Origin of the sequence: Longicatena caecimuris (assembly GCF_018406465.1) — a bacterium.
Classification (GTDB): domain Bacteria; phylum Bacillota_I; class Bacilli_A; order Erysipelotrichales; family Erysipelotrichaceae; genus Longicatena; species Longicatena caecimuris.
Window position 1 is genome coordinate 2,346,599 of sequence record NZ_AP024510.1, and the last position, 26,192, is coordinate 2,372,790.

At 38.7% G+C, this 26,192-nt stretch carries 20 protein-coding genes; 3 read left to right on the forward strand and 17 right to left on the reverse strand.

The features are described 5' to 3' along the window. Positions 1-71: 71 nt before the first annotated feature. The 7 genes from nifJ to KJS44_RS11015 all read right to left on the reverse strand — a co-directional run bounded on the left by nifJ (position 72) and on the right by KJS44_RS11015 (position 13,977). Complete coding sequence (gene nifJ, locus KJS44_RS10990; protein WP_017144701.1) at positions 72-3,578, reverse strand: pyruvate:ferredoxin (flavodoxin) oxidoreductase; 3,507 nt, start codon at positions 3,576-3,578, stop codon at positions 72-74. Positions 3,579-3,989: 411 nt separating this feature from the next. Continuing rightward, positions 3,990-11,273, reverse strand: coding sequence for an MSCRAMM family protein (locus KJS44_RS10995; RefSeq protein WP_008687321.1), 7,284 nt, complete (start codon positions 11,271-11,273; stop codon positions 3,990-3,992). A 127-nt stretch (positions 11,274-11,400) separates the two neighbouring features. Further along, positions 11,401-11,532 (reverse strand): hypothetical protein, encoded by a 132-nt coding sequence (locus KJS44_RS14680; RefSeq protein ID WP_008687320.1) that lies wholly within the window; start codon positions 11,530-11,532, stop codon positions 11,401-11,403. 53 nt (positions 11,533-11,585) lie between these two features. After that, positions 11,586-12,395: a hypothetical protein gene (locus tag KJS44_RS11000; RefSeq protein ID WP_008687319.1), complete on the reverse strand. Its 810-nt coding sequence runs from the start codon at positions 12,393-12,395 to the stop codon at positions 11,586-11,588. Positions 12,396-12,426: 31 nt separating this feature from the next. Continuing rightward, the gene (locus KJS44_RS11005; protein WP_008687318.1) at positions 12,427-13,197 is read right to left on the reverse strand and encodes a hypothetical protein; all 771 of its coding nucleotides are present in this window, start codon (positions 13,195-13,197) and stop codon (positions 12,427-12,429) included. Between the two features lie 61 nt (positions 13,198-13,258). Next, positions 13,259-13,720, reverse strand: a complete 462-nt coding sequence (locus KJS44_RS11010; protein WP_008687317.1) for a hypothetical protein — start codon at positions 13,718-13,720, stop codon at positions 13,259-13,261. A gap of 74 nt (positions 13,721-13,794) precedes the next feature. Then, positions 13,795-13,977 carry a hypothetical protein gene (locus KJS44_RS11015; RefSeq protein WP_017144702.1) on the reverse strand — a complete coding sequence of 61 codons (183 nt, stop codon included), beginning with the start codon at positions 13,975-13,977 and terminating at the stop codon, positions 13,795-13,797. Between KJS44_RS11015 and KJS44_RS11020 the strand changes: the two genes are divergently transcribed. After that, the gene (locus tag KJS44_RS11020) at positions 13,963-14,853 is read left to right on the forward strand and encodes a mechanosensitive ion channel family protein (protein ID WP_008687316.1); all 891 of its coding nucleotides are present in this window, start codon (positions 13,963-13,965) and stop codon (positions 14,851-14,853) included. The two genes, KJS44_RS11015 and KJS44_RS11020, sit on opposite strands and share 15 nt — an antisense overlap. Positions 14,854-15,050: 197 nt before the next feature. Here KJS44_RS11020 and KJS44_RS11025 read toward each other — a convergent pair whose 3' ends face one another. Then, on the reverse strand, positions 15,051-16,793 hold the full coding sequence (locus KJS44_RS11025; RefSeq protein WP_008687315.1) for a DEAD/DEAH box helicase: 1,743 nt from the start codon (positions 16,791-16,793) through the stop codon (positions 15,051-15,053). Positions 16,794-17,167: 374 nt separating this feature from the next. On the opposite strand from KJS44_RS11025, the gene KJS44_RS11030 reads away from it, so the two are divergent. Further along, positions 17,168-17,653: an SECRET domain-containing protein gene (locus KJS44_RS11030; protein ID WP_226896986.1), complete on the forward strand. Its 486-nt coding sequence runs from the start codon at positions 17,168-17,170 to the stop codon at positions 17,651-17,653. Positions 17,654-17,954: 301 nt separating this feature from the next. Here KJS44_RS11030 and KJS44_RS11035 read toward each other — a convergent pair whose 3' ends face one another. From KJS44_RS11035 to KJS44_RS11050, 4 genes are all read right to left on the reverse strand, one after another. After that, positions 17,955-18,338 carry a hypothetical protein gene (locus KJS44_RS11035; protein ID WP_008687313.1) on the reverse strand — a complete coding sequence of 128 codons (384 nt, stop codon included), beginning with the start codon at positions 18,336-18,338 and terminating at the stop codon, positions 17,955-17,957. A 1,210-nt stretch (positions 18,339-19,548) separates the two neighbouring features. Further along, on the reverse strand, positions 19,549-20,262 hold the full coding sequence (locus KJS44_RS11040; protein ID WP_008687311.1) for a DUF554 domain-containing protein: 714 nt from the start codon (positions 20,260-20,262) through the stop codon (positions 19,549-19,551). A 259-nt stretch (positions 20,263-20,521) separates the two neighbouring features. After that, positions 20,522-20,830 (reverse strand): thioredoxin, encoded by a 309-nt coding sequence (gene trxA, locus KJS44_RS11045; protein ID WP_008687309.1) that lies wholly within the window; start codon positions 20,828-20,830, stop codon positions 20,522-20,524. 53 nt (positions 20,831-20,883) lie between these two features. Beyond that, positions 20,884-21,762: a Cof-type HAD-IIB family hydrolase gene (locus tag KJS44_RS11050; protein ID WP_008687308.1), complete on the reverse strand. Its 879-nt coding sequence runs from the start codon at positions 21,760-21,762 to the stop codon at positions 20,884-20,886. A gap of 115 nt (positions 21,763-21,877) precedes the next feature. Between KJS44_RS11050 and ybaK the strand changes: the two genes are divergently transcribed. Beyond that, the gene (gene ybaK, locus KJS44_RS11055; protein ID WP_008687307.1) at positions 21,878-22,354 is read left to right on the forward strand and encodes a Cys-tRNA(Pro) deacylase; all 477 of its coding nucleotides are present in this window, start codon (positions 21,878-21,880) and stop codon (positions 22,352-22,354) included. Positions 22,355-22,391: 37 nt separating this feature from the next. Here ybaK and KJS44_RS11060 read toward each other — a convergent pair whose 3' ends face one another. The 5 genes from KJS44_RS11060 to KJS44_RS11080 all read right to left on the reverse strand — a co-directional run bounded on the left by KJS44_RS11060 (position 22,392) and on the right by KJS44_RS11080 (position 26,185). Further along, entirely contained in the window at positions 22,392-23,255 is an 864-nt protein-coding gene (locus KJS44_RS11060; RefSeq protein ID WP_008687306.1) for a Cof-type HAD-IIB family hydrolase, read from the reverse strand. Between the two features lie 105 nt (positions 23,256-23,360). After that, a complete protein-coding gene (gene nagB / locus KJS44_RS11065) occupies positions 23,361-24,077 on the reverse strand; it encodes a glucosamine-6-phosphate deaminase (RefSeq protein WP_008687305.1) in 717 nt (238 codons plus the stop codon). Between the two features lie 140 nt (positions 24,078-24,217). After that, a complete protein-coding gene (locus KJS44_RS11070) occupies positions 24,218-24,484 on the reverse strand; it encodes a GNAT family N-acetyltransferase (RefSeq protein ID WP_008687304.1) in 267 nt (88 codons plus the stop codon). Continuing rightward, positions 24,484-25,347, reverse strand: a complete 864-nt coding sequence (locus KJS44_RS11075) for an aldose 1-epimerase family protein (RefSeq protein ID WP_008687303.1) — start codon at positions 25,345-25,347, stop codon at positions 24,484-24,486. The genes KJS44_RS11070 and KJS44_RS11075 overlap by 1 nt, the downstream gene beginning before the upstream one ends. 52 nt (positions 25,348-25,399) lie before the next feature. After that, on the reverse strand, positions 25,400-26,185 hold the full coding sequence (locus tag KJS44_RS11080; protein ID WP_008687302.1) for an HAD family hydrolase: 786 nt from the start codon (positions 26,183-26,185) through the stop codon (positions 25,400-25,402). Between the last annotated feature and the right edge of the window lie 7 nt (positions 26,186-26,192).

The following is a 26,192-nucleotide window of genomic DNA, read 5'->3' on the forward strand; positions in this document are numbered from 1 at the left end:
TGATGTTGTATGCCTATCGCATAGCAGCAGATGAAAAAAGCTGACACGTTTGTGCCAGCTTTACAAGTTTCTTACATTGATTCTTTAGCGATAGCCAGTAATCTCTTATGACGTTTCATAGCATCTTTCTTTGTCTTTTCAAACATTTCGTATGCTGTTTCGCCTTTCAGCTTAGGCAGCTGAGAGTAGCGTGTTTCCGTCATCATGAAGTCTAACATCTTATCGTAATCAGGCTCTTTAGAGTCGATTGTCAAAGGCTGTTCTTTTCTTGGGTCATAACGATACAGATCGAAGTAACCACATTCTACAGCTTTCGCCTGTGTTCTCTGGTGGTTAGCTAAACCGCCCTTGATACCGTGTTCAGCACAAGGAGAGTAAGCCAAGATCAGAGATGGTCCATCATAGCTTTCTGCCTCTTTGATTGCTTTCAGTGTCTGTGCCTTATTTGCACCCATAGAGATAGCAGCTACATATACATGACCATATGCCATAGCAATCTGTCCTAAATCTTTCTTAGCTGTTGTCTTACCACCAGCTGCAAACTTCGCGATAGAAGCTGCCTGACTAGATTTAGAAGACTGACCACCTGTGTTAGAGTAAACTTCAGTATCTAATACCAAAACGTTTACGTTCAAATCGTTTGCCAATACATGGTCTAATCCACCGTAACCGATGTCATAAGCCCATCCGTCACCACCGACGATCCAGATAGATTTGCTTACTAAGTCAACTTCAGCCAATTCTTTTACAGCTGGAATGTCAGATTTAGCAGCCAATTCTTTAATCGTTGGAGCAATTGCTCTTTCCGCTTCACGATCACCGTGAACTTCCAGATACTTAGCAAATGCATCTTTCAGAGCTGGTTCAACATTTTCCATGTTGTCTTCCATAGCTTTCAAGATACGAGCTTCTTTGTAGTTCTGAGATAATGCCATACCATAACCGAATTCTGCATTGTCTTCGAACAGAGAGTTCGCCCAAGCAACACCTTCACCGTTTGCATCATTTACAAATGGAGTAGATGGAGTTGAAGAACAGTAGATCATTGAACATCCAGTAGCGTTTGCAACCAACATGTCTTTACCGAATAACTGAGAAACCAGTTTGTAGTATGGAGTTTCTCCACATCCAGGACAAGATCCACTTACTTCAAAGTAAGGCATCAAGAACTGAGAACCCTTCACTGTATCTGTTGGGAAGTATTCTGTTTTGTATTCTGTTTGTTTGAACAGGTAATCTGCCAATGGTTCCTGATCAAGTTTTTCATTGATATCAACCATTTCCAGAGCCTTGTTACCGCCCTTACCTGGACATTCAACAGCACACAATCCACATCCTACACAGTTAGCAGGAGTTACCTGGATACGGTATTTCAAGTTTTCAACACCTTTACCCATTGCCTGGATTGTCTTGAATTCCATTGGAGCGTTAGCAACTTCTTCATCTGTCAATAAGAATGGACGAATCGTTGCATGAGGACATACGAAGCTACAGATACCACACTGGATACAGTTTTCTGGATGCCAAGTAGGAACCTGAACAGCAATTGTACGTTTTTCATTAAATGCTACATTATTACGGATAGAACCATCCAGTAAGAAGTCTCCTGCAAATGCAGATACTGGCATATCGTATCCTTCCAAACCGTTGATAACTGCGACATGGTTATCGAAGTATTCATCACCAGTCAGTTTACGATCTGAGTTGTAAGGCAGATCAGCCCAAGTAGGGTCAACAGCGATTTCAACCAAGCCGTCTTTACCAGCATCGATAGCCTTGTAGTTCAGCTGAACAACAGCATCACCCTTCTTAGAGTAAGATTTCTTAGCAGCTGCTTTCATCAGATCAACAGCCGTTTCTAATGGCATGATCTGCTCATTCAATGCGAAGAATGCAGACTGCAGAATGGTATTTGTTCTACGTCCCATACCGATTTCCTGAGCAATCTTCGTTGCGTTGATGATGTAGAATTTCGCATGTTTCTTAGCCAACTGTGCTTTCATACGATTTGGCATATGCGCAACGATTTCTTCCTTAGAGAATGTTGTATTCAGCAAGAAAGTACCGCCTTCTTTAATATCTTTGACCATGTCATATTTGAACATGTAAGCGTCTAATGAACAAGAAATGAAGTCAGCGTTGCTGATGTAATATGTTGAGTGAATTGGAGAATGTCCAAAACGCAAGTGAGAACGTGTTACACCACCGGCTTTTTTAGAGTCATATGCAAAGTAAGCCTGTGCATACATATCTGTGTTATCACCAATGATCTTAACCGTAGATTTGTTTGCAGAAACGGTACCATCAGAACCTAATCCCCAGAACAGGCAGCTAGTGTAGTCTGCAGGGATATGGAAGTTTTCATCCCAAGGCAAGCTCAAATGCGTTACATCATCATTGATACCAACAGTGAAGCCATTGATCATTTTTTCTTCTTTCAAGTGATCAAATACGCCCTTAATGTGGTATGCCTGCGTATCCTTAGATCCCATACCATAACGTCCACCGATGATTTCGATATCTGTATCTTTTAATGCAGCAAGTACATCTAAGTACAGAGGTTCACCAGTAGCACCAGTTTCTTTTGTACGGTCTAATACAGCAATTTTCTTCACTGTCTTAGGCAATACAGCAGTTAAGTATTTTACAGAGAATGGACGATACAAGTGAACCTTGATCATACCAACTTTTTCACCCTGTGCAACTAATGCATCAATGGTTTCTTTTGCAGCTTCTGTTACAGAACCCATCGCAACGATGATACGTTCTGCATCTTCAGCACCATAGTAAGTAAATGGCGCATATTCACGTCCTGTGATCTCGCTGATTTTCTTCATGTAATCAGCAACGATATCAGGGATTGCTTCAAAGTGTTTATTTCTAGCTTCGACACCCTGGAAGAAAATGTCGTCGTTTTCAGCACCACCACGGGTAACTGGGTTCGTGTGTGGGTTCAAAGCATTTTTACGGAATTTAGCCAAAGCTTCCTGATCGATCAGGTCTTTGAATACTTCAGTATCCATTACTTCAATTTTCTGAATTTCATGAGATGTACGGAATCCATCAAAGAAGTGCAGGAATGGTACAGAACCTTTGATTGCTGACAAGTGAGCAACACCAGCCAGATCCATTGCTTCCTGTACAGAGTGGCTTGCCAACATACAAGCACCTGTCTGACGGCATGCATATACGTCTTCGTGATCACCGAAGATGTTCAATGCTCTTGTAGCTAATGCACGTGCAGCAACGTGGATAACGCCTGGCAGACATTCACCAACCATCTTATAGATGTTAGGAATCATCAGCAACAGACCCTGAGAAGCTGTAAATGTCGTAGCCAGTGTACCTGCCTGCAATGCACCGTGTACAGCACCAGCAGCTCCACCTTCAGACTGTAATTCAGCAACTTTTACTACGCTGTCAAAAATATTCTTGCGACCTTGAGTAGCCCACTGATCCACAACTTCAGCCATTGGTGAAGATGGAGTGATTGGGTAAATCGCAGATAGTTCGGTAAACGCATAGGCGCAATGAGCCGCAGCTGTATTACCGTCCATTGACATAAATTTCTTAGTCATTTGTTTTCCTCCTTGCATAACTTTATACTCCCATATTATAAAACTAAATTTGTGATTTTACTAGGTATTTTCTTGTATTTTTATGAGTTTCTAACTATTCTTACTCAAAAATTTCCAACTTTGAAAAGTTTGTTGCTTATTTTTTCACAAATTGTAAATAAATGATTTACAAATGAAAGAAAAGAGGCGTTTTCATCCTCTTTTCCTTTACCGATATTGTTATTTAGGCATGTGAAAAACCTTATGGATCCTCGTTTTTCATATGCTTCATTTCTCATGCATCAGTTCTTATAAAAGCCTTCCCCTCTGCTCTTTTTCTCTTTCAAAACATTCTGATTCGCAAGGCTTTCTCCACCTGTTTGCTTGTTTTTTTCATCATTTAATTCTTTTCCATTCCCTTATTTATTTCATTTATTGAATAACGATGGTCAGATCATCTAACTCGCTGCCAACATCGTAAAATAAATCATTACGGGTATTAATAATGGTGATCGTGCGTGTCGCATCACTATTGATATCCACGCTGGCTGTACTTGTTTCCTTTCCATCATCAATGATATAGCTGACGGCATAAGGACTGGACATTTCTTCGATCGTATAGCTTTGATATGCCAGATTTTCCAATCGCTCACTGAAGCCATTTTCCTTATCCAAAGTCACCATGCGCTCAAAGTCATTTCCACTGACTCGGATAATGAAGCTTTGCGTGGTTGGTAAGACCAAAGAACCATCTTTTTGACGCAGGCGTTTGGTTAAGGTCATCGTTCCATTTTGTACGTTAGGCAGACGATTGATGATACCGATGATATTGGTACGCTGGGCGGTTGCCTCAAAACGTGCTTCATCTAATAATTCAGCGGAATTCACCAAATATTGCACAGGATATGGAGAACCAATCTCACGAATTTCATACATGCCGCTTGGATATTGCGTCAAGGAACGATGCCAAGAATTTGCTTCGTTTAACTCATAGCTGTCACGAATATTTTCACCGATGATTTCAAAGCGGAAAACCTGTCCGCTAGCCGGTGGTAGATAGTTATCCTCATTATCCAACATATATTTAAATACTTCAATTGTATTTTGATTGATGGTTCGCTCATTAATGACTTCTACGATATGGCGTTTCCCCGGAGTAATGGTAACCGCTGCACTATCGGTTTCCGTTCCGCCATTGACACGATAGGTCACCCGATAAGCATCCTGATCAATTTCGCGAATATTATAAATTCCTTCACTTAAATCCCGTAGTGTATACGTGAACGCATTGCCCCCATTCAAAAGAAGTTGCTGCTGGAAGGAAGCATTGGATACCTCAACCACATATTCATCCCCATCGGCTGGACGTACCAGCGTACCATTTGCCTGACGGATAAATTTTGTAATTTCTAACGTCGATAAGATGGAAGCGCGAGTATTGAGAATCTTTACCGTATGCATCGTGCCATCAACATCAAACGCAGCCTGCTCGCTTTCTTCTTCATTATCTACAATATAAGAAACCTGATAATTTTTTGCCAGTTGCTCAATGACCTGATATCTTCCCCTTGGCAAGTCATTCACATGAATCTGCCAATTATTATCCTTATCTAATATAAAGCGACGTTCATATACATCACTGATGATATCCACATCAAAACGTTCATGATCATTTGGGACGACCAATTGACCTTGGGCATTGCGCACTACTTTATTAATTGTCAATGATCCAAGTGTACTCGTATTGCTTGTATTGATCATCAAAACCAGATTACGGTTGCCTTGCACCCTGACGATGCCATGACGTACCTCACTGCCGCCATTGACGATAAAGCTGACTTCATCATTTGTGTCGACCTCATCAATCACATATGTGCCATCCATCAGATTGCTAAGCGTAATCGCAAAACGATTGGCGGCATTTAAAGTAAACACCTCATTATAACCCGGTTTTGATACATGAACACGAATGCTGAAGGAGGCAGGAGGTAATTCTAATTCTCCACTTGTCAGATTGCGGACATATTTTTCGATACGGATACTGCCGGTTTCCTTTGGTTGTGCATCAATGATATTTACCGTATTGACATTATTGCGAACCGTTACCACAGCTCTGGCAACTTCGCTGCCGCCATTGATGATGAAACTCACATCATCCTGTGCATCAACTTCATCAATCACATAAATACCATTTTCCAGATGATCTAAACGAATCATCCAGTTATTCTCTTTATTTAAGATAAAGTTCTGATTAAAGCCTGGTTTGGATACATGCATGGTAATCTGGAAATCATTGGATGGTTTTACAAGAGCATGATTTCGACGAATAAATTTCTCCATCAAAATACTGCCGCCAGGCTGTTTTCGCGTATTGATGATTTGTACGGTATTACTATTTCCCGCTACTTCAACGATGCCATAATCACATTCACTGCCGCCATTGACGATAAAGCTGACCTTATCGCTAGTTGTTGTTTCCGCAATGACATATTGTCCGTCTTCTAAATGCTCCAAAGTAGCCATCCAGCCATTTTCTTCATTCAGTGTGACCAGCTGATTGAAATTTGGTTTTGAGATATGGAAGACATATTCCCCTTTGGTTGGTCGTATGAGTTCCCCATGCTCACGTACATATTTAGCAAGTGTGATACTGCCATGTTCTCTTTCATGGTTCACCACTTGCACACTTGTCTGATTGCCTGCTACCTTGATAATTGCCTCATCCAAATGTTGTGTGCGATTGATGATATATGAAACGCGTTCACCATGCAGCTCTATCACCTCATACGTACCAGGACGCAGATTCTTTACACTTGCTCTAAAATCATTTTCACTCGTCAAGGTAAAGGTTTTTTCTTCTCCATTGCCCCTTACCATGACTTCAAAAGATCCACTCGTTGGACGAATCAATAAATCACCACTCATGATATATTTCGAAATGTCAATACGTCCCAACTGTGTCTGATAAGGATTAATAACATTGACGGTGTTGGCATTGCCCTGTACATGCACCATGGCCCGTTTGCTTGGGGTGGCATTGTTTACTACATATAAGACATCACGACCACTTTCCTCACTTACCTCATACCAGCCATCCTCTAAATTCCGCACACTGGCATAAAAATGATTGGCATGATTTAATAATACCCTGCTACTATGCGTTTCTCCTTTGATCATGATCCAATACATAGCATCAACATCCGGATAACGATAACAACCTTCTTCATCCTTAAGCAGTTTACATATTTCAATACTTCCCTGATGGTGCGTTGTCTCATTGATGATCTTCACCGTATTCATCGTATTTGCAATCTGCAGCTGCGCCTTTTCACTTTCCATTTCGCCATTGACAATATAGCGCGTATCCTGTGCACCCAACTCTTTTACTTGATACATGCCCCATGCCAGATCCTGTAAATGCACACGCCATTTATTATCGGCAGATAGTGTCAGCACCTCACGGAAAGCATTTGGTCCACTTACTTCCACTTCATATTCCATATCGGTATCCGGACGTTTGAAACAGCCACAATTTTCATCACGGATGACCTTGCTGATTTCCAGTGTGCCTTTTGCACAATTGGCTACATTCACACTAGTGATACGCATATCCTTTTGTTTCAGCACAATGTCCACACTTGGCTGCTGCACGCCATCTACCAGATAATAATGTTCATCAAACGCTTCATTTGTCTGCTGCATGATACGATATGCACCACGATCGACTTCCACACTTTGACACCAATGATTTGCCTGATTTAAAACGAATGTTTTTTTCTTCTCTTGACTGATCACATCCATATAAAAGACATCAGACGCATTTGGAGATACGATATCCTGCGTACAATTTTTCACCACAGCCTCTAAATGCAATTTCACTCTGCTTGGTTGACGGTTAATTACATGCACCGTAACATCGTCTTTCCCCACTTCAAAATAACCGCGCTTACTTACTTCCCCATCATCGATTTGATAGACAACATCAGTTCCGCCATGCACCTCGATGATTTCATAAACCCCGCTTTCCTGCTGTTGCAGCACCTTCGTCCAATGATTTTTTGCATTTAGTTCAAACATCTGCTTGCGCCCATTATGCAGCAGTGTAATCTGAAACTGCTCCTCTGGCTTAGGCATCTGCAAACTTCCATCTGCATCCTGGATATGCTTTTGGATGGTGATATCCGCTTTTTTATTGGAAGATACCACAACATTGACACAAACATGTTCTCCATTTAATTCAATACATACCACATCTTCAAATACCTGACCTTCGATTTCAAAACGCACCTTGTAATTTCCTTGAACACTTACCGTATATGCCTGTGGTTTCAGATCACACAAGCAATCACAAAATTCATTTTCATCTTGTAAGGTTAACGTATATTCTTCCTGTTTGCTTGTAACTGTGACAGCTATCTCATCCTTTGGCTTTGGCATCAATAAGGTACCATCCTCATCTATGCAGCCTTGAAATTCAATACAGCCCTTCTTTATTGCATGATTGATAATCGTAACACAAACATCCTGTTCATCAAGATCAACAACAGCACTTTCACATGGCAATTCATTGACAATATAGCTGACATGATCCGCATTTGCTTCACGAACTTCATAATGACCTTTTGGCAAATCATACAGACGCATACAGAAATCATTCTCATGCGATAAGACGATTTTACGTTTATACTCTTCACTTTCCACAATGACATCAAAACGTTCCCAGCGTTGTGGGCGGCGCAGTGTGCCATCTTCATCTTCTACTTGCTTGTTGATTTCCATACAGCCAATGAAATCTTCTTCATTTATCAGCGTGATATGCTTTTCTTCTCCATCATATAAGAAATAACCGGTATCTTGTAAACTACCGTTGATATCAAACAGTTTGCATTCATGCTCTAGTTCACTAATTTCATAATGCTGCTTTGCCAGATTGGTAAGACAGACACAGAAGTCATTATCGTGATGCAATTCATAAATCTCATGACAGTTTTTACCTTTTAATAAGATACGATAACAGCTGTCAGGATCTGGCATAATGATACGATCAGCACAGCGCAAACGCTTTTCAATACATACCATACCATGCATACGTGGTGTATTGATGATATCTACATCGATATCTTCCATACCTAAGGTAACATCAGCTGAGGCTACCGGTTTCCCGTTTATGCGATAGGTGACATCATAATCCTCACATAACTCGCGAATGCTATACTGTCCCTCTTCTAAATCATCAAAATATACACAGAAATCGTTGCGTTCATTCAGGTGGTACGTGTGTGTAAAACCTCTGCCCTTTAATTCAAATGTGAAACTATCTTGAGGACAAGGCATGACAAGACTTCCATCCTCTTGCTGTACATATTTAGTAACGGTTAGCATTCCACTGCAATCTCTAACTTGATTAATGATACCAATCGAAATATCATTTAATCCCAATGTCACCTTAGCAAAATTAGATTCTTCACCATTGATGACATAGCTGACATGATACCCCATCGTATCCTTTTGAATGATACGATATACTCCTTCAGCCAGATCATCCAATAATACACACCAACCATTGCTGGCTTTTAAGGTCGTATGCACACAGGTGTCAACACCTTCCACAAGAACATCAAATGCCTCTTTGGGCTGTGGAAGACGTGTCGTTTTATCACAATCCCGAATAAGGGTATATAGTTTTAAACGTCCGCTGTGTTTACGATGATTGATAATCAAAACTTCCTGATTACAGGTTCCCAGATAAACAAAGGCTTCCTCCATCACTTCACGATTCACCAGATAACTGACATCATAATTCTCACAATCACATTCACGTATCTGATATTCTCCCGGCTGTAAGCCTTCTAATAAAATACACCAGTTATTGGAAGAGCGCAGGGTATAGTTTTCACAGAAACAAGGACCGCTGACTTCCACACAAAATTCTTCATCTTGACTTGGTTTTACCAGCTCTTGACTGTTGGTTTCTTCATATTTACAAATTTTTAAAATACCGCTGCTGCAAGTACGCACAGAATTGATGATTTTTACCTCGTTGTCGCAACAATCATCAATCACAAAACGCGCACTGCTGCATTCTTTCCCTCCATTGACCTGATATTGTACCTGATACTCTGAATCACTGCATTCTCTGACTTCATAGCCTCCAAAACGCAGATCACAAAAGCTCATGCACCAGTCATTATCAACATTTAATTCAAAATCACGTTTACAGAAATAAGAGCTCAGTGAGACTTGAAAGCACTCATCTTTTTGAGGCTTTACCAAATCACCATTGGCATTACGGACATATTTACAAATACTCACACTGCCCCGATTGCGTTCTTCATTGATAATCGCAACACTGTTACAGCCTCCACACATGATATCAACAATGGCACTGGTACGCTCTGGTCCATCGTTCACACGATAGGTCGTCATATAATCTTTATCTGAACATTCTACGACCTCGTAACAGCCTTCACAAAGATCTGCCACATCGACACAAAAATTATTATTGGCATTTAATAAGAAGGTATCATTACGACCACAACCACACAACATGACCTTGAAAGAGTCCTTCTTATCCGGCTGTGTGATACAACCATCACAGCGACGAATAAACTTACAGATGCGAAGAGGACTTTCTTGTTGTGGATTACAGGTATTGTCAGGATCGGTATTAATAATCAGCACCGATGCTTCCTCACAGCTGTTTAATTCTAAATTGGCATAATTTGTTTCTTTTCGCCCATTGACGATATAACTGACCTCATAGCTGGCATTATCGCTGATTTCCGTAATATCATAATAGCCCGGTTCCATATCGAATAAGGTGACACAGAAATTATTTCGCTCATTTAAACGAATGATGCGATCTTGATTCCAGGCGATAATACGGACCTGAAATTCTTCAAAACGATTTGGCCGGCATAATTCACCGCAAGTGCTGCGAATGTATTTCTCAATGGTTATGCTGGTCGTATCACTTTGGGCATTGATGATTTGCAAATGATTTTCACCCTGTGTCATTTCAAAGACATTATCGACATTCGCCACATCGTTAAAGCTATAACTGACAGAAAAGCCTCGCTGTGGCATTTCTTCAATTGTATAACGATTTCCCACACGCAGTTGCTCAATGACGATGTGAAATTGGTTTTCCACATTCAAAGTGAAGCATTGTTCACATCCTCGCATATCCACGATACGTATTGGAAATTCCCATTGCGGATCTATTGGCATACGGCAGCCATCACGATCCAGCACTACTTTTTCAATATGCAATGATGTTAAAGGAATGCGACGATTGATAATTTCAACTTCTCTTGTTTCGCTTGATCTCTCGTCAAAAACAAAATTGATATAATCCATTTCACTTTCTTCACCATCTAGTTTATAGGTGATGGCATATTCGTCTTCATGTAACATCTGTTGGCCATTTTCATCCACCTGTACTAAAGCCAACTGTACTCCTTCCACATATTCCACTACGACACTGCCCGTACCGCTTTGCGCATCAATGGGAATATCATATTCACGGCATACGTCCTGTGAATCGCAAAGTTTGACATGACGCGTCGTTTCATGCAGCCATGGCGTTCCATCTTCCTGCTGCTCTCTTACTGTAATCCGCATGGTTCCTACAAAATCACAGGGATCATTTTCTATCGTTTCAAGAAAGCTAATGTGCAGCCTGTTTGCCAAGACTTCCTTTAAGCGTTTGCTCATCTTCATCCTCCTATCGTATATAAGCAATCCAATCCTTATACATTCTAGTATATGAGCCCGCCCAGAAATTGTTCTATGTACCGTTCGAAAAGATAGGCAAATTCCACATCATCATTTAAAAAAACCGCTAATTCCAAAGCGGTTCTACTTGAATAAGCAAATAAGGCTGATCATCCTTGCGTAAGAAATGTATCCGCAAGGTCACATACGTATCGTCTAATTGAAGTGTAATAACGATCGGTATAGATACTTCATTCATCCATTCATCATCCTTTACCTTATAGTATGTTCCTATTTCAACATGTCACAAGCTTATACATGAATATCATCATCAAAAATACAAATTAAGACCATATAATAAAAACTTAAAGCAATGCACATGATTATGCCATAAAGTAGAGAAAGTATTGCCGGTATCGCAATATTCACATTATCCAGGACACTTGCCATTAACGTAAACAGTTGTAAAAAAGGATTTGCTCGTGTCATGATATCAATAACGGCCGTTGCCGGAACCAATGAAATAGAAATCTCAAACATCGCATCCATACAGCTATAATATATGGCAGCGATTGCTCCCAAAGCAAGCAATGAGTAAAAGACGGATTGATAATGTCGTAAAATAATCAGCAAGGCATCTTTCAATATGCGCAAGGGATGCTTCTTACCATTTAGTATTTCCAAAATAGCAAATACTTGCCAGGGAATATAAAGCATAAGCAGTAGCAGCAAGATTGGTGTCAATAGATATTGTAAAAACGCCAGATCTTGATTTTCCATAAGTAAGTAGGATACAAAACTGCCCCCAGCCATCAATAGAAAAAACACACTTTGGGTCATAATCAGCGGTATGCGACAAGCTTTCATATCCACACGCAAATCATCATCTCGCTTTTTCTTTAGAAACTGATACAATACCAGCATGTACACATAAGCAGAAACAATGACTAACACATATAAAATCCCATAAAATAATAGGGTATTTCCATTCCAATACATGAAATTCGCCAAAATTGTATATACGGAACAATACAAAAAGCTAGTCAGCATTAAGAGCATGACAAAATTCTTTACTTGTCCTTTAAGATTTGTAAATTCCATAAATTCTTTCCATGCTTTCATATCCTTACCTCATTTTTCTCTATCAGATTTATTACGAGCGTTCTCTGCTCATTTCATATACATTTGCTAAAAAGGTATACAGCACGACAAGTATTACATATTGTACTAAGAAATACACAATACAAAATGCTAATAACAGCCAGATCGTTTCCATATGATCTGCCCCTTGCTGAACAAGTGTTAACAAAGCCTGTTCTAAGGAATCGCTCTCCTTAATAAATGGCTTTAATACCATGCTTAAACCAATTTGCGATAGGATATTCCACAGCACATAGAAACCACCTGCCCAAAATAAGGCGGATGCCTGTACTTTCATAATGTGCAATGGTTTTATGAATAAATCTTTAATGTGTGTATCCTGATCATAGATCAGCCAGGCAATGCAGGCATACCAATAGACGAAAAACAGGCTGAGAAACGCAGATACCAGCATGTATAAGATTGGTAAAAAGGCACATACACTGACAGCTATCTGCAAAAACAGTTGCAACAAGCTTAAGCATAAACCAATGACAATCTGTTCACCGGCCTTAGAAAAAGAATAGCGGATATCCTGTTTGCGGAAACGTAAACTTCTGACCCTTTGAATAAACAGAAAGAGCATCGTATTATTGACCACTACACAAAGCAGCGATAATGCCAAAGAAAGCAAGGTTGCTCCTAACCCATTACCCAAAAAACCGCCAACATTTTGGATGAGTGCTATTAGTAAGGAAACAAACAGCAGCCATCCATATAGAAATAGGAAATGCCCTTTTAACTGCGTTTTCACCTGCATCTTGATTTCATGATAAGTATCCATGTCCATCTTCCTCTCAAACACAGTGTATTATATCATATCGTCCGTAAAGAAAAAAGCAACATTACAATGCATGCTGCTTTCCTATGGCTTTTTCACAGGGAGTGGACACATACGTAACAAAGTAACGTGCCACCTTTTTTCTTCCCAAACATTTTAAAGCAATGCTTTCCTGATTACGCAATACGATATTGAGTACATCCAGATCATTGCGACTGCTGCTAATACTCCATTTTTCAACATCTTCCCAAAACAGCAAGAAACATTCATCCTTGCCATTATTTAAATAAAAGATGGCATATTTATCATAAAACTCAATCAACGTCACATCTTTCACAAACAGCAGATAATATAAAAACATGAACGTAATAACGATACCAATCAGATATAGACGCGTAAACATCAATGCTAAGCCTATCGCAATACAAACCAAGATAAACAGATAAGGTTTTGCGTTGATATGGTCAATCAATTCTCCATCTGTGGGAAGATTTCGGATTTTTAATATCTTACTTCTAACGTTCATCTTCAGACACCTTCTTATCTAAAATTTATTATATCTGAAAATTTATTTATATCAATAATATCACACAATTCCACTTATTTACTTAGATATTTTCGACAATCATCCTCTACATTTCCATATTCTTCTGACATTGCCTCTTCACTGCAAGCTTTTGACGTTTTTCTCTTATGATCCACTTCTTTTTCTTTGACAAAGCATACAATCTGACATAAGATAATCTTGTTATAGAAAGGTGGCGTCACATGGACATTTTTCATGAAATCAATCAATGGGGCAAAGGCTCTGTGTTTAAATATGGATTCTTAGATACCCTAATGATCATGTTATGTTTTCTAGTATGCGCTTATCTGTTAAAACGTCTTATCAATCGTTCTATTAAGCGCCATGTTAAAGTAAATACCAGATTTGTTATGCGCTTAGTGAAAATCACGTTATATACCATTGCTATTTATGGCTGTTTATCCCTATTAACACCATTTGAAAGCGTACTGGGCAAAGTATGGGGATCTGCCGGCATCATTGCGGTTGTGATTGGTTTCGCGGCACAAGAGGCTATGGGGAATTTTGTAAATGGTCTTTTGATCACAACGTTTAAACCATTCAAGATCGGGGATTTGGTTAAGGTCAATCAAGGGGAATATGAAGGCTATGTCGTTGATATTTCCTTACGGGATACCGTCATTCAAACATATGAAAACACCAAGGTGATCATACCAAACAGTGTTATGAATAAAGCGGTATTGGAAAACGTTAGTTTAAATGACAATACCAAAGGAAACTTTTTAGAATTGGATATTAGTTATGAAAGTGATATGGATAAAGCTATGCGCATCATCAAGGAAGAAGTTATGGCACACCCTAATTTTTTGGATCATCGCAGCCAAGATGAAGTTACAGCTGGTGTAGAACCCGTCATCGTCCGTCTGATACGCTTTAACGATTCCAGTATTACTTTGCGAACAACGGTTTATTCTACGTCAAATGCGGAAGGCTTTGCTTTACTATCTGATTTAAGAATTGCCATCAAGCATCGCTTTGATGCTGAGGGGATTGATTTTCCTTATCCACATCGCACAATTATTACAAAATCCCAACACCCGAATGCTAACGACGATTCTATAGAAACAAGATAACTTGATAAGAAAAATGACTTCGGAGAACCTAGGCGATACGTTCTCCTTTTTTATAATATTTTCAATATCTTTACAGAAACAAGCCCTTTTCATGTTATTTCTTTACATGTACTAACGATAACCGTAAAAACAATGGAAAATTGAAGGAACACTACTTATATAAAAAAAAGAGGCACTATGCCTCTAACAATCTTTCTTTACTTTGCTTTCCTTTTTGCACTTTTGCGAACACTCTTATCATGATTTCCAGGACGTTTTGCTCCTCTTCGTGTGGAACCATCCCCAGCATGACGATTGTTTCGTCTAGATGCATCACGAGTGTTATTTTTTGCCCCATCACGGCGATTCGTCTTGCGTTTTGGCGCACTGTCAATTTCAACCATGACTTCCTGTTTACGAATGGTCGTACGCTGCATGTTATTCAACACAATGTCTACTTTATCTGCTGCAATATCAACCAAAGAGAAATTTGGTCGAACATCAATACGTCCAATCGCTTTCGGACTCATGCCACATTCTTCAATAATTGCCGCCACGATGTTACCAGGTTGAATGCCATGGGTGCGACCTACGGAGAATTTCAATGTGATGGCATCAAAATCTGATGCATAACGTTTTACATTTTCTTCTTCCTCAATATCAATGACCTCATTCTTATAGTTCATAGAAATCAAAGCACTGATGATATTTTCAAGGGCAATGCCATCTGCCATCAAAGCATTGGCAATTTCTATACTTTCTTCCGTGATTCCTTCATCGCAAGCTTCTTTAACTTTGGCAATAAAAGCATTACGATTCGCTTCCATCATTTGAGCACTGGTTGGCAGGGCATGACGAGTGATATTTGTTTTTGTATAGCGGATGACATCTTTGATAGCACCGCGCTGTTTTCCCCCACTGATTAATGTGATAGCAAGTCCTTTTTTACCGGCACGACCCGTACGCCCTACCCGGTGTATGTAATATTCCATATCCTGAGGAATATCAAAGTTTACAACCAGATCAATATCGTCTACATCAATACCTCTTGCGGCAACATCTGTCGCAATCAAGATAGGACTTGTCCCATTACGGAATTGTTCCATTACACGGCTACGGAATTCTTGTTTCATATCTCCATGCAAGGAAGTCGCTTTAATATCATGCTTATTTAATTCTTCGCATAATTCATCTACCATCTTTTTGGTATTACAGAAGATCATACACAGATCAGGATCATAATGATTTAAAAGAACCCGCAAGGCATTCGCTTTTTTGCCTCGTGGTGCTTCATAATAAATCTGTTCCACAGTATCTATCGTACGTTGAGAAGATTTAATTTCTACACGTACAGGATCTTTTTGAAACTGTTCGGTGATTTTTAAAATCGCTTGTGGCCATGTAGCTGAGAATAAAATTGTCTGATGCTCATTATCCGCCGGCATCATAGAAAGAATCTCTTCAATATCTTCCTTAAATCCCATGTTCAGCATTTCATCTGCCTCATCCAGAATGATCATGTTGACATCCTGCAATTTCAAGGTACGGCGATTTAGATGATCCATAATTCTTCCTGGTGTACCTACCACGATACCACAGCCGCGTTTTAACAGCTGAATCTGGCGATCAATGGGCTGACCACCATAAATCGGAACAATTTTTACACCTTCCTTATACTTGGAAAACTTGCGCAGTTCAGTTGCGACTTGCGTCACTAATTCTCTGGTTGGACAGATGATCAGTGCATTTGGAAACTTATTTCCAGGAATAACTTTTTCGATTGCTGGAATACCAAATGCGGCTGTTTTACCTGTTCCTGTATTAGAACGACCCAGCACATCTTTTCCTTCCAGAATGCATGGAATGGATTGTGCCTGAATGTCGGTTGCATTTTCGTATCCCATTTCCTCAACAGCCTTCATAATTTCGCTGCTGATTGGTAATTCATTAAATGTTGTCATTGTTACCTTCTTTCTATCATTCGCGATAGCTTTCACTTGACGCGATAACTCACTAAGTTTATCACATGTTGTTTCACACCGTCAATTCATTTCTTTTACATACTACCCAAAAAAGACCTAACTATTCGCATATCTCCCATATGTATCAAAATGTAACCTCTTTCCTGAAATACAAAGATGTGCTATAGTTAAAGAGGAGTAAGTTTACATGAAAGCGTTAAAACCGCAGATGATACGCATACTCATCCCCAATTACATTATATATATACCAATAACCGTCATCAACCACGGTTAAAAAGGTTGATAGAAAGGAAGCGTATATTGTAAGAATGACTGCTTAGATGCGTCATTATTCAGATATACCAGATAATCAGATGAAATTACGAAAATTACTGGCTGTATGGCTACTGTGTTTCGCTATGGCCGGCTGTTCTTCCAACGATAGTCCTTCCATGGAAGAAATCGATTTCCGTTTAGAAAATGCAGGATATGAAGTAACAGGCTATAAAGGCTCGGAAGATAAAATTATCGGTATGGTAATTATAAAACTCAATACAAAAATAACGTTAACGAATGAAAAAGGTAAATTGTCCAGCATTACGTATATGGATACGTTATCAAAAAATCAATATACCATTGATGTAACCAATGATTCTGCCATGTCCATCGTTAATCATAAACAGCAGGTATGCATGTATGATATTGAAGGTGGCAAGCAACAAAAAAATCCATCCATCTGTGATCAAAAGGATGAAGAACACGGCAAAAAATTGCATGATGATTTTTACGCTTTCTTAAAAGAACTTGATATTGATGTATCTGAATTGACGCAATATTACAACTGGTTTATGACGGATTAGGATGTTTCGTTGATTAACCTTTTGATATCTATGCAAGTCCTTCCCTTTTATCAATATCTAATTGAGTAGGAGGAAACAATTGAGTTTCCAAGCTCTCACACCACCTAGTATGTCCCATACCTGGCACACCACATAAAGAAGACCCTGACAAACAGGGTCTTCTTCACTATAGGGGATAGAATGATCAATACGTAAATAGGGATAGTCTTCGGGGATTATTTACGCATAGTAGCAGTTCTCACTGCCATCGTTAGTATACAATATAGCGAATAGAAAGATTTGTCGAATTATGTCAGACGCTTCATTTTTTTTCACAAATCGTAATTTGGTCCTTTATGAAATCATAAAAATCTTCATATAATACAAATTGTATGGCATTCTCTTGTTCATAAGCAACATAACAAATATCACGGCTGTCATAAATAATTTCATAGGCATCCTGCTTTGTATAGATGATTGATAAAGGTATTTTATAACGCGTTTTATTGCCGTTTACCATCTTATCTTCATATGCATAATGCGTACTAACATAAACCGGATATGTTACAGACATGATCTGCATTTCACCTTTTTCAATATCCGGAAGATAAAAATCAACATCATCCTGCTCAATATAGGCATGAGGGAATTGCTGTTTCGCCGCCGTAAGTATCTTTTCTTTATCTAAATTCAAAAAACTTATCATTTTTTACACCTCCCCATCATGGTAACATGATATCACATAACCATGGTTGGATTCCACATAATTTACCACAGATTCAACATACTTATCTGATGACTTTTTACTATACTATAGTCAGCAGGAAGGAACTAACCTCCTGCTAAGTATGACATATTTTCCCCTCAAAATTTCATACTTTCTCCCTTTCAAAAACATAATAATTTAAAGAAAAGAAACGAGAGCTTCCCCCTAAGTTCGCGTTTCTTTTCTTTATCCTATGCAAGAGATGTCTATCTAGCCAAAGCCTCATCGCTACAGATAAAAAATGTTATCTGCAGAGCCAGCAGAACATCACATAAGATTCTTCATACCTTCCTATTTCCATAGTACGAATAGAAAAAACCGCAGTTGCTATGATGTACCCTTAAAAGTAGACCTAAAATCAAACGATGGAAGGCCGATCAAAACATGGCTTTCCGTTGCTAATAAGCGATCCTTCTTTTCAGTTTCCCATAATTCAAAGAAAAACAATGCGATTTACACATAATTTTCCATACTCCTTACATACTTATCTCACATCTTTTTTGTATACTATAGTCAGCAGGAAGGGATATGACCTCCTGCGGTAAGTATGATGATTCCCTCAAAAATTCATACTTTCTCCCTTTCCATTTAATATACTATAATTTATCAAGCAAAAAAGACGTTTCCCCAAGTAACGTCTTTTTTGTTGGATGTTCTATTTTTTTAAGGCATATGCTTTTTATAAACTTCATAAAGTATTAGGATGAGCAGATTATAGATTTTTGTTTTAACCAAATTCTTTCATCACAAATTTATAACTTATGGATATGATGGCTTTTTATTATACTAGGTGTGTGCAAAAGGATTTACCTTACCTATAAATATGACCAATTTTCCAAATGACAAATCACACTACTCTTTTCCATAAATTAAAGGAAAAAGGTACAACGCCTTTTTGTTTATGATTTAATAAAAGAAAGAATACCTATCTCTTTTTTTCCAGAAAATTTCTCACATATTTTTACATGATTCAACGAAACTTGTCTGACATCCTTTTATTATACTATAGTTGACAGGAAGGAGTTCCTGTTAGAAGTATGACTAAATTTCCCCTCAAAGTTATTCATACTTTCTCCCTTTCAAAATTGAGTTTGAGTTAAGAAAAGAAGTACCATCCCTCAGGTACTTCTTTTCTTTGTATAGATATAATTTAGAAAATAAGCTGCATCAGCTCATATAATATCGGCACCAATAACGCAGGCAATAGATTGCCGATACGTATCTGTTTGCCAAAAAACAAATTAATACCGACACCAAAGATCAATACCGATCCAACATAAGATAAGTTTTGAGTCAAAGCATCAGAAAAAATAGGCGCCATGAAGGATGCCAGTAAGGTAATACCTCCTTGATATATGAGTAATGGCAAGGCCGCAAATATTACACCGATTCCTAATGCAGAAGCAAATACCATGGAGATAACGCCATCCAAAATAGCTTTTGTGATCAACATAGTAGGATCATGAAGCAAACCATCCTGTAATGCCCCAACGACTGCCATAGCCCCCACACAAATAATCAGACTGTTACTGACAAAACCCTCCACAAAGCGGCTATCACTGGATTTAGTTAGCTTCTTCAGATATTCTGCCAATGCCTCCATACGATCTTCTAGTCGTAATGCTTCTCCCAATAATGCCCCAATGCCTAAAGAAAAAATTAACAGCATAGTTCCACCGGAGATAAGCGTTGCCCCTTCTACCTTCATCATGCCACTGATAGCACCGCTAATCCCTATAAACATTGTACAAAGCCCAAGAGCTTGCATCAACAAATCGCGCATACGGGAAGGCAAACCGCCTTTCACAAATAATCCGATACCGCCACCGATAACAACAGCTATTACATTGATGATCGTACCCATGTCCCAAACCCTCTTTCTATCTTGTGTTTCACTGTACACGGAAGAAAAGTAATTGTCAACAAATATTTTCAAACATATGACATTTTCTTTCATATAACATGAAAATAATATCATTCCATTTCCATCACCATGTAAATTTTGTCGTTTAGCTTAATCTGTAAGCGCAGAAACACATAGGCAAAAAAAGAATTCCTGTAAGATCCATGTTAAACAACAGATCATACAAGAATACGTTTCTATTTATAGTAACGATGTTCTTTTAGATAACTTTCTTGAGTTCATTCATTAACTGTGCTTTTGGCATAAAGCCCTGTAGCTGTGTCATTGGCTGTCCATCTTTAAAAATAATCATAGTAGGAACTGACATGATGCCAAAACGCATTGCCAATTCACCATCCTGATCGACATCTACCTTTACAATATCCAGTTTTTCTTCTACTTCCTTTGCGACTTCTTCTAATACCGGAGACAGCATCTTACAAGGACCGCACCACGTCGCAAAGAAATCAACTAAGACAACACCTTGTGCAATTACCGAATCGAATTCAGATTTGTTTATAATTTTCATAGTCATTACCTCCAACTGTTTACAGTATAGCATGTTTTTTTTATTTCATGCATTTAAATGCCCAAATGCTTATGAATTGCGGCCACGATTCCATCTTGCATATTGGTAGCCGTCACATCATCCGCAATTCTCTTTACATTCTCCATCGCATTTCCCATGGCAATACCAAGCCCAGCCATCTGCAGCATTTCTATATCATTTTCCCCATCACCAATCGCCATCATCTCATCCAGTTTGATACCGGTAAGCATTTCTAATTTCTTTAATCCATATGCTTTTGTCACGTTTGGCATCATCACTTCTAACCATTTATCACTTGTTAAACCGATCCAATAACGGTCCTTTAAATCCTCTTTCGCCCGTTTAGCGACTTCTTTCATGACATATGGCCAATAAGTTACGGATATTTTATTTACATCTTCAATAATCTCTTCTTTTGTATGAATATAGCGTAAATCCGGATAACCTTGACGATTATCCATCATAAATTCAAATGCTCCTCCGGTCCATGGAAAATCATTTGGCAAAGAATGCAATTTGCGATACGCTTTCTTTTCTTCCAATAAAGCCGGTGGATTATAATCATACATTCCCTCATCCATATTTCCTATGATTTCTACTTTCCATTTTGAGAAATAGGTAAATACTTCTTGAGCGTTTTCTTTTGGCATCCGACCATCCACATGACGCTTCGCATGTGCCAGATCATACACCGCCATACCATTAACCTCAATCAAATAGCCGCCATATTTCTGCATCTGTAGCTGTTGTGCATACGGTAATAATTTAGCATAACTGCGCCCGCTTGCCAAAGCTAAGATGATTCCCTTTTTCTGTGCTTCTAATAATATATTTTTGGTATTTTGCGAAATGGTATTATCACTGCGTAATAAAGTGCCATCCATGTCCATTGCGATTAGTTTTATTGTCATAAACACCCTCCCAGCATAAGATGCATCTATGTTCATTATACACATTTTACGATGAATTTCATTACTTTTCTCATTTGCAAAAAAGTGTTATACTACTGGCAATGGAGGGATATCAATGAAATTGCAGAAGACCAACGCCATGCGTTTGTTAGATAAAGAACAGATACCTTATGAAGTATTTACTTATGCCCATGGCAAAGAAGCTATCGGTGGTACACATGTTGCTGAGTTACTTCAACAAAATCCCGATCAGGTGTTTAAAACGCTAGTGACCATTGCCAATACCAAAGAATATCTTGTCTTTGTGATTCCGGTGGCACAGGAATTAGATTTGAAAAAGTGCGCAAAGGCAGCAAATGTTAAAGCTGTCGAAATGATTCATGTAAAGGATATAAATAAAATAACCGGTTATATCCGCGGAGGTTGTTCTCCTATTGGAATGAAAAAAAGCTATCGAACCTTCCTGCATGAAAGTTGTTTAGCTTTTTCCACGATCATGTTTAGCGGTGGCAAGATTGGTTATCAGATTGCCATGGAACCAAGAAAACTGATAGCACTTATTCACGCTCAAACAGCCGATATCATAAAATAAGGTCCTCTAATAGGACCTTATTTTATGATCTACCAGACTATTTTTTAGCCCTTGCAGGATAAAAAATATATTTATCCAATGCTTTCGCGATTCCCATCTGATCATTGGTATCCGTAACATCATATGCATAACGTTTTAACGATTCCATCGCGTTCCCCATCGCGATTCCATAACGGACACTTTGAAACATGGTCAGATCATTTTCGGCATCGCCAAAGGCCATCATTTCATCTGGCGAGATATGATTTTCTTTACCGATTTTCAATAAAGCACTTCCCTTACTGACACCCTTTGGCATAATCTCGATCCATGCCGGTCCGACTTCGAGTATGTCATAATCACTTAATTCGCGGCGAATACTGTTCAAATGCTTTTTAAAATATGCGGCAGTTTGAATCAAAACGAATTTATTTATATCCTGTGTGATTTCATATTCACAATCCTGAATAGGTAAAAAGCGTCGTTTGCCTTGATTAAAACCATAATCCATTGGTGCACCAAACAGTAAGCTGCGGATTTTTTTCTTTGCTTTTAACTTTTTGCTGATGAAATCATAGTTATCATAGCCACAACAACTAATAACTTCAAAATCGTATTTCTTTCCCAAACGCATAACGTTTTTCGCATCTTCTGCCCCAAAAACGCCATCTACATAATATTCCTTTTTTGCAAAATCATAAATGATCTGCCCATTCACACCAGCAACGAAATTTTTCCCTTCTTCCAAATGCAAAGGTTTACTTACAAAGTCAATTCCACCTTTATCACGTCCTGTCGCTATCGCAATACTGATTCCCATTTTTTGCACTTCTAGTAAGCGTTTCTTCGTTTCCTCATCGATGGTTTTTTTACTTGTCAACAAGGTACCATCTAAATCTAACGCTATCAATTTTATTGCCATATCCTCACTCACTTTCATTCTCCATTATAGACCAAACATAAAAAAAGTAAATGTTTAACAGATAGAAAAAGAAAAGAGGTTCTTCATCAAGAACCCCCATGTATCTTATAATTTAGCTGCAGCCTCTTCATCAACGATAACGACAACATCCGGATGATTTTGTAATACAGATGCTGGACATGCTGGATCTACTGGTCCATTTACCATTGCGGCAACGGCATCTGCTTTATTTGCGCCAGAGGCAACCAACAGAATCTTCTTAGCTTTCATGATAGTAGCAATACCCATGGTAATTGCCTGTGTAGGAACTTTATTAATATCATTTTCGAAGAAGCGAGCATTATCAGAACGTGTTTTTTCTGTTAAGTCAACAATGTGCGTTTCTTCAGTAAATGGTGTACCTGGTTCATTGAAACCGATATGTCCATTTCCACCGATACCTAATACCTGAATATCAACACTGACATTTTCCATTGCTTTTTCATAGCCTTCACAATCTGCTTTTGTATTTCCATAAGGAACATGAATCTTATCTTCTGGAAGATCAATGCCATGGAACAGATTTTCATGCATAAATGTCCAATAGCTTTGGGAATGGTTACGGTCAATACCTACATATTCATCCAGATTGAATGACTGACATTTTGCATAGCTGGTACCATTTTCTTTATGATCCTTGATCATATTTTCGTACAGACCGATTGGACTGCTTCCCGTAGCTAAGCCTAAAACAGCTTCGGGTTTATTTGCTACTACTTCTTTCATCACCTTGAATGCTTCTGCACTCACTTCATCGTAATTCTTAACTTTAATTACTTTCATTAAATTTCTCCTCCTTGCATATTACACACACCCTTATTATAACGCTTTGTTAAAGCCTTTTCAATGTAGAAAGACAAAAGAATGATTTTCTCAGATAGCAATTTCTATTGCATTATAAAAAGGCAAAATTTGCCTTTTTACTACATCCAGTACGTAGCATATTCCTTATGTTTTTCCGCCCATTTAAGAGCATAAGAGCACGTCGCTGTACTTTTGCGTTGTTCCTTTTCTAATAGACTTTGATAAGCTGCCATCAGTTGTGCGGCAACGCCCTGTCCACGCAGACACTCATCAACAAAGGTATGATCAACATTATAATAATCTCCTTCATCTGTATAGGTCAGCTCTGCCAACAGTTTGCCCTCTTGCATCAGATAAATACGCCCGCGTTCCATCTGAAAATGCACTAGAACACCTCAATCGTATAAGCTGTGGTAAATGTTTTGCCTGGGCTTAACAGCATCGTGCCTTCACGATGGTAGAAATCTTCTTTGACCTCACTAAAGTCCGCATGTCCATACCATGGCTCTAAGCAAATAAATGGAGCACCTTTTTTTGCTGTCCAAATAGCGACATATGGATAACCGGCAATGCTGATAGTAGCCCCATGACCCTTAGGCCCTTTTAAGGTCAGATAGGCACTTCTAGCGTCTTTATAAATTAAGGTCGCAAAGTTTTCGATTTCTTCATAGCTGCATGGCATGTCTTTGATCACAACATCCTTTAATTCATATGGATGTTTTTTATCAGGATCAAATACCAACTGTTGCATATGCTCTTCGTTCGTGAAAGATAAAGTGTATTCCTCAAATTTCTCACCTTCACATAAAGGGCAGTTAAATCCCGGATGTAAGCCAAAGGTAAATGGCATTTCATTTTCTCCGGTATTTGTAATATGATAAGTAATCGTTAATTTATTGTCTTCTAATGTATAAGCAATTTCATAATGGAATGGGAATGGATACTGTGCTAAGGTTTCTTCGCTGCTGTCAAGTTCCATGATAACTTCCTTACCATCGTCTTTTTTACAATGTAAGGTTGCATAACGAATAAGACCGTGATTTTTCATTGCATACGTCTTCCCATCAATCTGATAATCCTTTGTATATGTGTTTCCGATAATTGGAAACAGTGAAGGATTTTTGCCTCCCCAGTTATCATTATCACCTTGCCACATATACTGCAAGCCAGTTTGTTTATCCGTAAAGCTGTAAATTTCTCCTCCTTTTTCCACAAAGGTTACTTCATAACGTTCATTTTCCAGTTTCATGCGTACATCTCCTTTTTTCTATATGTTTATTATATCACGAATATGATATCGCTTAGATAAGATTATGTTCTTTACAGAAATGATATAAACCATCCTCATCAATATGGCCACACACCACATCCGCAGCCGTCAATGCTTTAGGATTTGCATTGCCCATGGCAACACCAACACCGGCTGCCTTTAACATATTGACATCATTAGCCCCATCGCCAAAGCATATGATATCCTGCATGGCAACGTTCCATTTCTCACATAAATGGGCAATTCCTTTACTTTTATCTATATCACGGGCAGTAATTTCTAAGGTATGACGTGAATGTTCCACAATAAAGCTTTCTTGTAATAACTGCTTTATTTCTTCTGCCTGCCGTTGTTCACTCGGATAGGCTAGCATATTATACACCTTTTCATTTTCATAGGGCTTTTCTATTGGCATATTTAAATATAGTTTAAAAAATTCATCAAGGATGCGAGCATCACCGTAATGAGCGATGCAATCATCAGCGAAAGTAGAATAGCGTACTGCTATTTTTTCTTTCTTTGTATAGTCTAATAATTTCTGAATTTCATCCGTTTGCATAGGACTTTCTTCAAATACTTCATTTCCTTCCATGACCAAAGCACCACCATCATAAATACAGGCATCAAAGGCAAATTCACGGAAAAAGCGGGGCAGATTGCTTGTTTCAAAACGGCATCGGCTGGTCGCAAAACCAACCTTATAACCATTTTCTTTTAACTTATGTAGGGTATATTGTGTAGATTGGGGAAAATCATGTACACGATGGGTATACAAGGTACCATCTACATCAAAAAATAAGGCTTTTATTTTCTTCATAGCTTAC